Origin of the sequence: Limosilactobacillus coleohominis (genome assembly GCF_016901675.1) — a bacterium.
Taxonomy (GTDB): domain Bacteria; phylum Bacillota; class Bacilli; order Lactobacillales; family Lactobacillaceae; genus Limosilactobacillus; species Limosilactobacillus intestinavium.
The window spans coordinates 1-13,629 of the sequence record NZ_JACJKU010000001.1 but is presented as its reverse complement, the minus strand read 5'-3'; the positions used below and the strand labels follow the sequence as shown (position 1 = coordinate 13,629).

The 13,629-nt window shown below is 38.5% G+C and carries 16 protein-coding genes; 2 read left to right on the top strand and 14 right to left on the bottom strand.

Annotated features, from left to right (window positions below; all coding sequences use genetic code 11):
* Window positions 1–4: 4 nt before the first annotated feature.
* From recO to hisS, 9 genes are all read right to left on the bottom strand, one after another.
* On the bottom strand, window positions 5–787 hold the full coding sequence (gene recO / locus H5975_RS00080; RefSeq protein ID WP_204784374.1) for a DNA repair protein RecO: 783 nt from the start codon (window positions 785–787) through the stop codon (window positions 5–7).
* A gap of 203 nt (window positions 788–990) precedes the next feature.
* The gene (era, locus tag H5975_RS00075; protein WP_178659555.1) at window positions 991–1,896 is read right to left on the bottom strand and encodes a GTPase Era; all 906 of its coding nucleotides are present in this window, start codon (window positions 1,894–1,896) and stop codon (window positions 991–993) included.
* A 3-nt stretch (window positions 1,897–1,899) separates the two neighbouring features.
* Window positions 1,900–2,298, bottom strand: coding sequence for a diacylglycerol kinase family protein (locus H5975_RS00070; RefSeq protein ID WP_204784400.1), 399 nt, complete (start codon window positions 2,296–2,298; stop codon window positions 1,900–1,902).
* Entirely contained in the window at window positions 2,282–2,755 is a 474-nt protein-coding gene (gene ybeY / locus H5975_RS00065; protein ID WP_204784373.1) for an rRNA maturation RNase YbeY, read from the bottom strand. Before ybeY ends, H5975_RS00070 begins: the two co-directional genes overlap by 17 nt.
* Window positions 2,755–3,741, bottom strand: coding sequence for a PhoH family protein (locus H5975_RS00060; RefSeq protein WP_204784399.1), 987 nt, complete (start codon window positions 3,739–3,741; stop codon window positions 2,755–2,757). Before H5975_RS00060 ends, ybeY begins: the two co-directional genes overlap by 1 nt.
* 229 nt (window positions 3,742–3,970) lie before the next feature.
* Window positions 3,971–4,420 (bottom strand): GatB/YqeY domain-containing protein, encoded by a 450-nt coding sequence (locus H5975_RS00055; RefSeq protein ID WP_204784372.1) that lies wholly within the window; start codon window positions 4,418–4,420, stop codon window positions 3,971–3,973.
* A 55-nt stretch (window positions 4,421–4,475) separates the two neighbouring features.
* The gene (rpsU, locus tag H5975_RS00050; protein WP_033935611.1) at window positions 4,476–4,661 is read right to left on the bottom strand and encodes a 30S ribosomal protein S21; all 186 of its coding nucleotides are present in this window, start codon (window positions 4,659–4,661) and stop codon (window positions 4,476–4,478) included.
* A gap of 135 nt (window positions 4,662–4,796) precedes the next feature.
* Complete coding sequence (gene aspS / locus H5975_RS00045; RefSeq protein WP_204784371.1) at window positions 4,797–6,566, bottom strand: aspartate--tRNA ligase; 1,770 nt, start codon at window positions 6,564–6,566, stop codon at window positions 4,797–4,799.
* Between the two features lie 5 nt (window positions 6,567–6,571).
* Window positions 6,572–7,864, bottom strand: a complete 1,293-nt coding sequence (gene hisS, locus H5975_RS00040) for a histidine--tRNA ligase (RefSeq protein ID WP_178659551.1) — start codon at window positions 7,862–7,864, stop codon at window positions 6,572–6,574.
* Window positions 7,865–8,386: 522 nt separating this feature from the next.
* Between hisS and H5975_RS00035 the strand changes: the two genes are divergently transcribed.
* Together H5975_RS00035 and H5975_RS00030 are read left to right on the top strand one after the other, a co-directional pair.
* A complete protein-coding gene (locus tag H5975_RS00035; RefSeq protein ID WP_204784370.1) occupies window positions 8,387–9,079 on the top strand; it encodes an N-acetylmuramoyl-L-alanine amidase in 693 nt (230 codons plus the stop codon).
* A gap of 18 nt (window positions 9,080–9,097) precedes the next feature.
* A complete protein-coding gene (locus tag H5975_RS00030; RefSeq protein ID WP_204784369.1) occupies window positions 9,098–9,937 on the top strand; it encodes a fructosamine kinase family protein in 840 nt (279 codons plus the stop codon).
* Window positions 9,938–10,047: 110 nt separating this feature from the next.
* Here H5975_RS00030 and H5975_RS00025 read toward each other — a convergent pair whose 3' ends face one another.
* From H5975_RS00025 to dtd, 5 genes are all read right to left on the bottom strand, one after another.
* On the bottom strand, window positions 10,048–10,902 hold the full coding sequence (locus H5975_RS00025; RefSeq protein WP_204784368.1) for a transporter substrate-binding domain-containing protein: 855 nt from the start codon (window positions 10,900–10,902) through the stop codon (window positions 10,048–10,050).
* An 18-nt stretch (window positions 10,903–10,920) separates the two neighbouring features.
* Entirely contained in the window at window positions 10,921–11,661 is a 741-nt protein-coding gene (locus H5975_RS00020; protein ID WP_204784367.1) for an amino acid ABC transporter ATP-binding protein, read from the bottom strand.
* 18 nt (window positions 11,662–11,679) lie between these two features.
* Window positions 11,680–12,357: an amino acid ABC transporter permease gene (locus H5975_RS00015; protein ID WP_204784366.1), complete on the bottom strand. Its 678-nt coding sequence runs from the start codon at window positions 12,355–12,357 to the stop codon at window positions 11,680–11,682.
* Complete coding sequence (locus H5975_RS00010) at window positions 12,338–12,997, bottom strand: amino acid ABC transporter permease (RefSeq protein ID WP_204784365.1); 660 nt, start codon at window positions 12,995–12,997, stop codon at window positions 12,338–12,340. Before H5975_RS00010 ends, H5975_RS00015 begins: the two co-directional genes overlap by 20 nt.
* Before the next feature lie 299 nt (window positions 12,998–13,296).
* Window positions 13,297–13,629: D-aminoacyl-tRNA deacylase (dtd, locus tag H5975_RS00005; RefSeq protein ID WP_204784364.1), on the bottom strand; the 333-nt coding region annotated here is incomplete at its 5' end.

Genomic DNA, 13,629 nt, shown 5'->3' with positions numbered 1-13,629 from the left:
AAGATTATTTTTCACGCCAATTTTTTAATTGAGCGGTCCAAGTACCCATTTGGTCAATGAATCTTTTACTTTTTAACCGCAATCCAACCTGGTCACCATAAATTTTATCTAATGCCCATCGTAAATTCCTTTTCACTAGTGGATCAACTTTAATCTCATGAACCTTTTTTAAATTCAAGGTAGCAAAAAAGCGTAAGTAGTTGACTGTTTTGGGGTCTAAGTGCAAGCGATGCGGGTCTTGATCAAAATGATTAATACAAATTAATCCACCATAAGCTTCAGAATAATCCATGACCTTTTCTGTACGCCCACAAATTACGCAATGCCGCCACTCAGGTAGTATCCCAAATCGTCCTAATAGTTGTACTTCAATGACATTTACTACAATTTGCGGATCACGTCCCTTTTCAATCAAGTGAAGAGCAGCCATCACTTGGTCATACCATCCGCCAATGTTTTTTCCGTCATCAAATGCGCGATCTACTAATTCTAAAAGATAAGTAGCATAAGCATTAGCATTAATATCGGTTGCAATGTGAGTTAAATGGTTAGATTCTTGAACGCTGATGATGTAATTCAAGCGGTCCTTAGACAACCAGCCAACATATTGGCCATAAGTAAACGGCAAAAGATCACTTGCCATCTTAAAGTTTTTCCGTCGGGCACCCCGTACTAAAAACATTGCTGGTCCTTGTTTATCAGTTAGGAACTTGATCAATTGGTCATGCTCACGGTAATCTCTTACCTGCATCACCACTCCATTAAATAGTTCATTAACTCTTGTCATCTACTCACCTCGCTAAGAACAATTGGGGCGTGACAGAAGTGGTTTGCGACTTCGTTTTCACACCCCGTCGACACGTAGTTAGCCTGTAGAAAGCAACAATAGGGGCCCAGCGATCGGTTTACCGAGTGCTAGGTCCCATTGTTGTACTACGTTATTCGTATTTAATAATTTAAGCCTTAATTATGTCACAGCTCCATTGCAAATTAATAATCTGTTTTACGATAACCGTAGTCTTTCAGCATTGCAGACTTATCACGCCAACCTGGAACCACCTTTACCCACAATTGAAGGTAAACGTGATCACCTAACAAGTGTTCAATATCTTGACGCGCTAGCTGACCAATTTTTTTCAACATTTGGCCCTTTTTGCCAATAATAATTCCCTTTTGTCCCGGTCGCTCAACAATAATATTGGCACTAATATGCACAGTATCATTATCTTCCCGCTTAATTGAAGTGACATCAATTGCGACCGAATGCGGAACCTCTTCACGCGTTAATTGAAAGACCTTTTCCCTAATCATTTCAGCGATTACAAATCTTTCTGGATGGTCCGAAATTTGGTCATCAGGATAATATTGCGGACCAACTGGTAACTCTTGAACTAGTTCATTCATTAACGTATTCACATTATTACCTTGTAATGCAGAAACTGGGACAATATCCTTAAATGGCAAAGCATCTTTATATTGTGCAACAATATCTGGTAATTCATTTGGATTAACTGTGTCAATTTTATTTACCACTAAATAAATTGGCTGATTAATGTCTTTCAGATGATTAATAATAAAATCATCACCTGGGCCACGTTTTTCGTCTGCCGCTACTACGTATAAAACGGCATCCACTTCTGATAGAGCAGACATTGTTGACCGTTCCATAAAATCGCCTAACTTAGTTTTTGGCTTATGAACACCAGGTGTATCAATAAAAACAATTTGTGCATTTTTGGTAGTATAAATACCTTGAATTTTGTTACGCGTCGTTTGTGCAACGTTAGACATAATTGCTACTTTCTGACCAACAATATAGTTAAGTAATGTCGATTTACCAACGTTAGGCCGCCCGATCAAGGCAACAAAACCTGAATGAAATTCTTGATTATCCACTCTTTATCCTCCAAATACTGCCATCAACCGGGGTATAAAAATAATTAGACCAACAATTACCGCAAAGAGTGCAGCAATTAAAACACCACCAGCTGAGACATCCTTAATTTTTTTGACATTAAAATCAAATTGGTGACCAACAACCAAGTCACAAAATGATTCGGCCACCGTATTCATAAATTCAGCAGAAAAAACCGTAAAGATTGCCAAAAATAACCATAACCATTCCCAAGCTGCTACCCTCAACAATAGTCCGCAAATAATGACAATCACACTAGCGGCCAAATGGTAGCGCATGTTCCGTTCTTTTGAAATCACCATCCAAATACCTTGACTAGCATGACTCATTGCCTGTATTAAGCGGTGGTTTTTAGTTACTTGGTGTTTATCTTTTGAGTCCATACGCATCTAAAATTTTCTCCTGTAAGCTAAACATCTTTTCTTCGTCTGCAGGCTCCTCATGATCATAACCATTTAAATGTAAGAAACCATGGACAACCAGAAAGCCTAGTTCACGATCTTCAGAATGTCCCAGAAATAACGCCTGTTCTTTCACCTTATCGATCGAAATAAATAAATCTCCTAAATCTTTGGGAATCATTGCCGCCATTTCATCATCCATTACAATCTTTTCATCGTCATCGTTAATTGCAAATGAAATCACATCTGTCGCACGGTCTACTCCCCGGTATTTAGCATTAATTTCTTTAATTTCAGGATTTTTAACAAACGTTAACGACATTTCATCATTATCTTTGAGTTGTAACTGTTCCGCTGCAAAAGCCAACAATTTTTCAGCTAGTTGACGTTGATGGCTTGTCAACTCACCTTGGGTATGATCATAAAATTCTAAATCCATTATGCTTTCTCCTGATTAGCATTTTCCTCATAAGCAGTAATAATCTTGGCCACAACCGGATGACGAACAACGTCTTCTGCACTAAAATGAACAAATTCGATTGATGGAACATTAGCCAATATTTTTTGGGCACTAATTAAACCACTTCGGGAACCATGCGGTAAATCAATCTGTGAAACATCTCCGTTAACTACCATCTTAGAGCCAAATCCTAGACGAGTTAGAAACATTTTCATTTGAGCATTAGTCGTATTCTGGGCCTCATCCAAAATAACGAATGCATTGTCTAATGTTCGACCACGCATATATGCCAAGGGGGCAATTTCAATAACATCACGTTCCATTAGTCTTTCAGTATGATCAGCACCAAAAATGCCATTCAAGGCATCATAAATGGGACGCAGATATGGATCAACCTTTTCCTTAAGGTCACCAGGTAGAAAACCTAAACTCTCCCCAGCTTCCACGGCTGGACGAGTTAAAACGATCCGTTCCACTTCTCCACGCTTTAGTGCCGCAATCGCCATCGCCACAGCCAGATACGTCTTCCCAGTTCCGGCCGGGCCAATGCCAAAAGTAATATCATTATCTTTCATCGCATGAACATACTGACGCTGTCCAAAATTCTTAACCCGAATTGGCCGCCCCTTCCGGTCATTGATAATCTTTTCATTATAAAGATCAGCAAAATACTTTAATGTTCCCCGATGAGACATTTTCATCGCACTCACAATATCAGTGCTACTGATCATAATGCCTTGCGTTAACAGATCTACTAAACTCTGCAAAACATCCATGGTCAAATGGACATCCTCTTGTTCACCAGTGATTTTTAACTCTGTTCCAAAAGGATTAACTTGAACATTCATCCCTTCTTCAATGAGGGCAACATATTTATCCTGAGTTCCTAATAATCCAACCTCTACTTGCGGATTATCAATTTCAAAACTCATGGTAATTTCTTTTGCATCAGCTGCCAAAAACATTTCTCCTTTACTTTTTTTACTCATTATAGCATACGTTATTACGGTAATTTTACCTAGTTTACAGCTATCCATAATCAAGAACTTCGAATCGTTTCACACATTCCATCAATATGAAAAACCGCTAACAATGAAATCAAGATGCTAGCGGTTTCCCTGTGTTTTAAAAGTTGTATATTCTACTGAACTTGGCATTTTGTCAGCACTAATCATTCAAGCAATTAGGTCTTCACTACTTGCTTTGTAAAACCTTTTTCACTGTTTCATTAACAACCTTGCCATCAGCCTTACCCTTAACCTTTGGCATAATTGCACCCATCACCTTACCGAAATCCTTCATACTTTCGGCGTTAACTTCATTAATGGTTTCCTCGACAACTTTCTGAACTTCATCAGCGGTCATTTGTTTTGGCATATACTTAGCAACTACTGCCATTTCTTTTTGAGTGGCATCAACTAAGTCTTGACGACCACCTTTTTCAAATTCTGCTAATGAATCCTTTCGTTGCTTGTATTCCTTTGCCATTAATGCATTTTCTTCATCTGGTGTTAAGTCATGTCCTACCTTAATTTGTTCATTTTGAACGGAAGCCTTTAACATCCGGACTACACTCAATGTATCTTTATCCTTGGCCTTCATTGCTGAAATCATGTCTTTTTTTAATGTATCTAATAAACTCATTTTATAATCTCCTTTAACAAAAAACTCCCGTCAGGAAACGGGAGCTTTAAATATTTTAGTGACGACGCTTGTTTTTACGCTTACGTGCCGCTTCAGATTTTAACTTACGTTTTACGCTTGGCTTTTCATAGAACTCACGCTTACGGTATTCTTGAAGAGTTCCGTTCCGTGAAACCGTACGCTTAAAGCGCCGAAGAGCATCATCTAAAGATTCATTCTTACGAACGATTGTCTTTGACATTTTAAATTCCCCTCCCTCCGAGCTTAAAATCGTACTGTGTTTCGACTTAATTAAACTTGTCTTTACACTACGCAGTTTATTATAGACAACCGTTTAATCGGCGTCAATAAAAAATTTGCGTTTTTTTGAATTATTTTAATCCTTATTTTCTTTTTGAACGTCAACATGAAGTTCATCCAATTGTTCCTGATCAACAGTTCCTGGTGCTGCCGTCATAGGTTCAACCCCTTTAGAATTCTTAGGGAATGGAATGACATCACGAATGTTATCTGCTCCTGCTAATAACATTACCCAACGATCAAAGCCAAATGCTAGTCCACCTTCAGGAGGCATCCCGTTTTCCAATCCCTTAATCAAGAAGCTGAAACGAGCACGAGCTTCTTCTTTAGTGTAGCCTAATGCTTTAAAGACTTTTTCTTGCACTTTTGGATCATGAATTCTAATGGAACCACCACCAATTTCATTACCGTTCAAGATGATGTCATAACTTTGGGCGTGTGCCTTATGAGGGTCTTCGCCATCTTCTAGGTAATGCAAGTCTTCCTCATTTAACATGGTAAATGGGTGGTGAGCTGCAATCCACTTACCAAAGCCTTCATCATATTCAAACATTGGCCAGTTTACAACCCAGAGGTAATTCCATTGATTTGGCTTAATCATATCCATTTCTTGGGCAATTTTTTCTCTGAGGTATCCTAATGAATCAGCAACCACATGGAAGCTATCTGCAACAAATAGAATTAAGTCACCTTCATGAGCACCTAAACGTTCATTAATTGGTTCGGCTAGATCATTAATAAATTTAGCGATTGGTCCACTATAGCCATCCGCTGTAACTTTAACCCATGCTAACCCCTTAGCACCATAACGTTTAATATATTCTTCTTTTTTAGAAATATCCTTGCGTGAATAATGATCTGCCCCATTTGGTACACAAATAGCCCGCACATAGTTACCATCAGCAACTGTTCCAGAGAACACCTTAAAACTGCTATCCTTGACAATGTCGGATAAATCATTAATCAGCATGCCAAAACGAGTATCTGGTTTATCAGAACCATACTTATCCATGGCTTCTTGCCACTCCATCCGTGGGAATGGTGTTTTAACATCAACTCCCAGAGCTTCTTTCATAACTCGTTTAATTAAGCCTTCTGTCATATTCTGAATGTCTTGAGCAGTCGCAAAGCTCATTTCAGTATCAACCTGCGTAAATTCAGGTTGACGATCACCACGAAGGTCTTCATCCCGGAAACAACGTGCCATTTGGTAATAACGATCGACCCCTGCAGCCATCAATAATTGTTTAAACAACTGTGGAGATTGAGGAAGTGCATAAAAATGACCTGGGTATAAACGTGATGGTACTAAGAAGTCACGTGCTCCTTCTGGAGTTGACCGTGTTAAGTCTGGTGTTTCAACATCCATAAAATCATGATTATCATAATAATTATGGATAATTGAAGCAACTTTGCTCCGCAACTTCATGTTCTTCATCATTTCTGGACGTCGTAAATCAATATAACGATATTGAAGACGTAAATCTTCACTAGCGTCCACGTCATCCTTAACTTCAAAAGGCGGAGTTTGGGACTTAGCTAAAATATGTGCTTCCTGAACAGCTACTTCGATTTTTCCAGTTGGAATATCTGGGTTAATTTCTGAACGTTGGCGAACTAAACCACGCGCTTCAATAATGTATTCACTTCGACATTCATTAGCAACCTCAAATGCTTCAGGATCTTGTTTTTCGTCAAATACTAACTGAACAATTCCTTCACGGTCACGCAAATCGATAAAAATCAATCCGCCTAAATTCCGTCGCTTAGCTACCCAGCCTTTTAATACAACTTCTTCGCCAATTTGACTCTCACTGGTTCGACCTGCATAATTAGTTCTTTTCATTTTAATTACCCCTCAATGTGTTTTGCATAAACATCCGCAAAATTATCTAATAAGTCATTAAGTTTAACAGATACTTCTTTCCCGGTTGCCATCACCTTTAAATGAACATTGCCTTCTGCTAACTCTTGCTTACCAATTGTCAACACAACCTTGGCATTCAAACGGTCCGCTGTTCTAAACTGCGCTTTTGGTTTTCGTTCAAGATAATCACGATCAGCAGATAAGCCTGCCTCACGTGCGGCTTCTACTAGTTGCAAGCTTTCAATATTAGTTTCATGACCAATTCCAACAACGTAAATATCTAAATCATCACTGGTTGGTAATTTAATACCTTCATCTTGTAGCAATAATAGTAATCGTTCTTCACCGATTCCAAAGCCGACACCTGATATTTCTGGGCCACCAAGTTGAGCTACCAAGCCACTGTAACGACCACCACCACAAATAGTTGTGTAGCCGTTACCAAGTGACTTAGCTTGAACCATTACTTCAAAAATCGTGTGATTATAATAATCTAAACCACGAACCATGTCCGGATCAATTACATAATCAATGTCTAGCACGTCGAGCATTTTCTTAACTTCTTCAAACCGATCATGTGCTTCTGGTGTTAGGTAATCTAAAATTGAAGGTGCATCAGCAACGAATTGCTTATCACGTGGATCCTTACTATCAAGTACCCGTAATGGATTCTTTTCTAACCGTTCTTGAGAATCTTCACTTAATTCATCATAATGTGGCTTTAAATAGTTGATTAATGCAGTACGGTAGTCATCCCGACTCTTTTGGTCACCAAGTGTATTTACGGCTACCCGCAAATTCTTTAAGCCTAACTTTTTGAACAACTGTAAAGCCATTGCAATAACTTCAACGTCTGTTGCTGGATTATCGCTTCCAAACGCTTCCACACCAATTTGGTGAAATTCACGTTGACGACCAGATTGTGGACGTTCATAACGGAACATTGGTCCCATATAATAAACCTTGTAAGGCTTTTGATATTCGGGACCATATAATTTATTTTCATTAAATGCACGGACTACTCCTGCTGTCCCTTCTGGTCGCAATGCAATGTGCCGATCTCCCTTATCTTGGAAGTCATACATTTCCTTAGTCACCACGTCTGAAGTATCTCCTGCTGAACGAGCAAAAATATCATAACTTTCAAACATTGGTGTTCGAATTCCACGATAATCATATTTATGAAAAACCTGACGAGCTAAGTTTTCTACATAATCCCACCGTGCGGAATCCCCTGGTAGAATATCAGCTGTCCCTTTTGGCCGTTGATAGCGCATTTTGCTTCCTCCTCATTTAACCAATTAACAAAAAAACACCCTTGCTAAACAAGGGTGCAAAAGCACGGTACCACCTTGGTATCACTCATGGATAACGTCGCACTAGCGACGGGCATTGCCGGGCCTCAAAAGTGTCACTTAATTACGCTTCAATAGGTCTTTCACCATCACCTACTCGCTTAATCAGCAGTAATTAATCACTCTTTTTTCATCGGTCATTAATTATTAATTTACGTTAATAAGGTTACTCGTCATCGAAACGATAGTCAATGTTTTTCACTAAAACATCCATATTTCCTTGCTTTTCTTTTTAAGGATTTTTAAACTGAAGTAAAGTGATTGTTAACGGGGGTCATTCTTATCAAAAGCAAACCACTAAATAAATCAGCACTCGTAGGATGCACTTTTATTATCCTTGCAATCTTCATCCTTAGTGCACTAATCTACCATGATACGATTATCATCAACCCAACAACTATCCCAATTAAGTCCGGGCCTGGTATTAATTACTCAAGTGTAAATATGAAACAAAAAAAGCGGGTCTTCATTATTGGCGAGCGACGTAACTGGTACCGGATTCGCCTCAGCGATCACCAAAGTGCTTGGGTGCCAAGCTGGCTCATTCATTCCAAACGCCCTTTGAACAATCAAAATCATTTGGCTGGGGCAATCATTGCTATTGATCCTGGCCATGGTGGTAGCGATAGCGGTGCCGAATATAAAGATGATTCCGACAAAAGCAAATACATGGAAAAGACCTATACCCTAAAAATAGCTCAATCATTAGCTCATCAATTAGAATCTTCTGGCGCACAAGTGGTAATGACACGTTCAACGGATAAGGACGTTGGTCTAAAAGAACGGGTCCGAATTGCCGAAAATGATCATGTAGATTGTTTTGTCAGTCTCCATCTTAATTCCTCACCTACTCAAAACGAGGGATCCGGAATTACAACGTACTATTATCATCGTGGTCCATCAAAACAGTTAGCTAAAAAAGTTAGTCACCAGTTTAAGAATTTCCCAATTAGTAATCGCGGGGTAGAGTTTGGTGACTTCCTAGTAATTCGGGATACCAAATTACCGTCAATTCTTTGTGAAACTGGATATGTAAATACCAGCAAAGACTTCAAACTTATTCGTCAATCAAGTTTCCAGAAAAAGGCTGCCCATGCTATTGCTAAGGGAATTAACTTGTATCTAGCAAATCAATAATAGAAAGAAGCTTTATCAATGCAAAATCAAGAATGGTTTAATTCGTTGTCAATCGCACCGATTTCTTCATGGCAACCGGTTAGCGGTGGTGACATTAACGAAGCATATCAAGTCATAGCAGACGGTATTCCATATTTTATTAAGGTTCAACCTAACCAATCGCAAGAATACTTTGCCCATGAAAGAAGAGGCCTGCAAGAATTAGGAACTGTCATTAACACTCCAACGCCAATCGCTTCAGGTGACATTGATCATGATGCTTATTTAATTTTAAATTGGTTAACTGAAGGACCAGAAAATCAAAGTGCTTTGGGTACTACAGTAGCTAAAATGCACCAAAAACATCATGACCAATTTGGTTTCTATACAAATCACCATACTAAATCGTTAATCAAAGATAATTCTTGGAATAACAGCTGGCGTGATTTTTATATTAATCAGCGCTTAATTCCAGAAGTCAAGGTTGCTCAGCAAAAGCATCGTTGGTCAGAATGGCGCAATCAACATTTTCAAAATATGGTTAATGCTTTCGATCACTATTATTCAAAGCATCCTGTTACTGCAAGCTTGCTTCATGGTGATCTTTGGGCAGGTAATTACATGTTTACAGAAGATGGTACCCCCACTCTTATTGACCCAGATGCTCTTTATGGAGATCGTGAGTACGATTTAGCTATGACCACTATTTTCGGTGGGTTTACACCTGATTTTTATCAAGCATATAATGCAACGTACCCACTACAAGATGGTTTTGAAAATCGTCTTCCGTGGTATCAATTTTATTACCTTTGTATGCACTTAATTTTGTTTGGAGAAACTTATGGGCCTGCAGTAGACAATATTCTATCGAAATACTAATTTAATATAAAAATGACGCGAAACACTCGGATTATCCGAATGCTTCGCGTCAATTTTTTACTCAAAGGATGGAAAGGTGAGTTTATGAGTTATTCATTATCTCTTTAACACTACTTGTCAGAGGTAATTACAATGTCTGAAGGCTTAACTTCACTACCAAAGTATGGCTTCAATTCACTGTTGTAATCTTTAGTAAAGAAGTCTTGCTTGTTTAACTTGGTAATTTCCTTATTAGTCCAGTTTAACAATGACTTGTTACCCTTCTTAACACCTGGGGCAATGTATTGCTTAGGACCAATGCTCTTAATACCAACAGTGTACTTAGGATTATTCTTAACCCATGCATAGAGATAAGAATTATCATCAGCTAACGCTGCGGCACGGTTGTTCTTTAAGGCGTTGAATTGTTGAGTCTTAGAGTCAAACTTCAAAAGTGAAACGCCCTTTTGCTTACTAGTAAAGTAGTTTTCAGCAGTAGTACCTTTGGTAACAATTACCTTCTTACCCTTTAATTGGTTAACGTTAGTAATTGCCTTCTTCTTTGGAGAAACAACCCCAACTGAAACTTTCATGTAAGGTTTAGCAAAATCAACCACTTGTTTACGTTCAGGAGTTTGGGTAAAGTTAGCTAAAACAATATCAGCTTTGTTGGAGTTTAAAGTGTCAACCCGGTTGTTAGCATTAACTTGAACAAACTTAACCTTAACTCCCATATCCTTCGCCATTTGACGAGCTAAAGCAACATCATAACCAACACGCTTACCATTTTTGTTCACCCAACCATATGGAGGTAAATCACCAAAAACGGCTACCCGAAGCGTACCACGCTTCTTGATTGCGCTAACTGAGCTTGTATTTGAATCTGCGTTAGCAGTTGATGGACGTACCGCGGCGGTTGCCACCACAGCAGCGACACTCATTGCAGCAACTGCTGCTGTGATAATCTTTTTCCAATTAAATTTCATATTTATCTTCTCCTTATATTAAAAGTCCATGCTTGATAAGAATTCTTTTGCACGTTCTGTTTGAGGATGCTCGAAGAACTGCTTCCCTGGAGTTTGTTCTAGGATCTTGCCGTCTTCCAAAAATAAGACTTTATCAGCAATTTGCGATGCAAAGTTCATTTCATGAGTCACAATAATCATTGTCATGTGATCGCGATCTGATAATTCTTTAACGATATTTAGAACACCACGAACCATTTCAGGGTCTAATGATGCAGTAACTTCATCGAAAAGCATTAATTCAGGATGCATCGCTAATGCACGAACGATTGCAATTCGCTGTTTCTGTCCACCAGATAACTGCCTTGGGTAGGAATCGGCTTGGTCGGCTAATTGAACTCGCTCTAACAGTTCCATAGCTTCCTTCTTCACCTCCTCTCGTGGTCGGTTTTGAACCTTAGTAGGCGCTAACAGAATATTATCCATTACCGTTAAATTTGGAAATAAATCATAACTTTGGAAAACCATTCCAATTTTCTGGCGTAACCCTTGCCACGTCTTTGGCGATGGATCCACTTTTTCACCTTTGAAATAAATTGCGCCATCTTTAAAATCTTCTAGCCCGTTCAAGGTTCTAATCAATGTACTTTTCCCAGAACCTGAAGGTCCTAATAGGGTCACTACTTCACCCTTCTTTAAATCAAAACTAATATCATGAAGGGCTTGCCAGTCTCCATAAAATTTATTTAAATGTTCGACTTTTAAAATTTCTTCCGCCATATTATCACCTGTTTTAAATTAATAATGTTGTTTTGCTGTTAAGCGTTTTGCCCATAGTGACAATGGATAATCAACAATAAAGTATAGGATGAAAATTAATCCATAAACCCAGAACACGCCAGTCGGATGGGATTGATTATTAGCTTCAACAATTTGTTGACCAACATTAATAACATCCATAATACTGATGGTCATTAATAATGATGTGGTTTTGATAACCCGAGTAGCTAAATTAATGGTTGCTGGCAATTCCAGTCGAACCGTTTGTGGTAACAATACGTATCTAAACAACTGCCATTGATCCAATCCTAATGCCAAACCCGATTCTCGTTGATGTTTAGGAACGGATTCTAACGCTCCCCGGACAATATCACTAAACTCTGCAGCAACCCATAATGAGAATGCTAGAACGGCCATCCAAGTAGCTGGCATATTGACATTAAATTGACGTGGCAAAATGTAGTAAACCAAGAACAGTAACACAATCGTTGGAACAATTCTGAAAAATTCCAAGTACAACAATAAAATTAAACGAATAATTCTACTTTTTAGGGTTCTCAACAACCCAAAGATTGTCCCTAATGCCAACCCAATTATTAGGGAAATTGCAGCAATCCATACAGCAGTCCAAAGGCCACCCATTAATCGTGCAAAATTACTTCCTTCAAATAAAACATTAATCCCCGAATGAGCCATATCGAACCCTCCTTTCAAGCCAATCTAAAATGATAATCAACGGAATTAAAATAATTGCGTACGCAATGACTAAGACCAACAAATATTCATTTGAGCGGTAGTACATTCCGATTAAATCTAGTGCTGTATTAGTTAATTCAGGAATAGCAATCACCGAGAAAATCGACGTCTCCTTAATTAAGAAAATCACATTCGCGGAAAATGCTGGTACACTCAGCGTTAAACCTTGAGGCAGGACCACATAGCGCGCCATTTGCCAAGGGCTCATTCCCAGAGCTTTTCCTGCATCAATTTGCGATTTGCTGATCCCATTAAAACCACCGGTAAATCCTTCAGCCATATAGGCTCCTCCAAGAAAGATTAAACCAATAATTCCGCTCGTTTCAGCGGAAAGTTTAATCCCTAATACAGGAAAACCATAGTACAAGAAGAATAATTGAATTAATAACGGAGTATTTCTTCCGATTTCAACATATGCTCCCAAAATTTTTCCTAATATTGGAACTTTAAAATAACGTATTAAACTAGTAATGATACCAACAATCACCGATCCAACAATTCCGATTAAAGATAACCATAAAGTCAACTGGAATCCTTTCACGAAATTCGGTAGGCTTTGTTGGATAACTGTCCAACTCATCTTTCTTCTCCATCCTTTCAAATCTAAGGCAAACAAAAAGGATCACTAGCTATCCATGACTAGTGATCCTTAACATTTGTTAGGAATTAATTGTCCATCTCTAAGAGATTCATTATTACTGTACCCCAAAAAGATGTCCAACTGAAGCCATGTCAGCTCGACTTAGAATGTGAGTACAGCAACAACAAGTAAAGTTTGACATGGTTAATTCCTCCTCTTCATAAAGTATGTTTATACTATAAGTTTTTACTTACTAAATGTCAATACTAAATCTTCATTTTTTCTAATAATTCTATTAATTATTTTTCATAAAGGATGGTTACAGGGCCATCGTTTTCTAAATCAACCTTCATATCAGCACCGAATTCACCCGTTTCAACATGAATTCCAGTAGCCGCCAATTTTTGATTGAACTTTTCATAAAGCGGTTTTGCCAAGGATGGCTTAGCGGCTTTTGAAAAGCCAGGCCGGTTTCCATGCTTAACATCCGCATATAACGTGAATTGAGAAATGGATAAAATAGCACCATTAACATCGGTTAATCCTAAATCCATTTTTCCAGGTTCACTTTCAAACACGCGTAAATTAGTAACTTTATGAACCATATAATCTAAAGTATCTTCTGTATCATC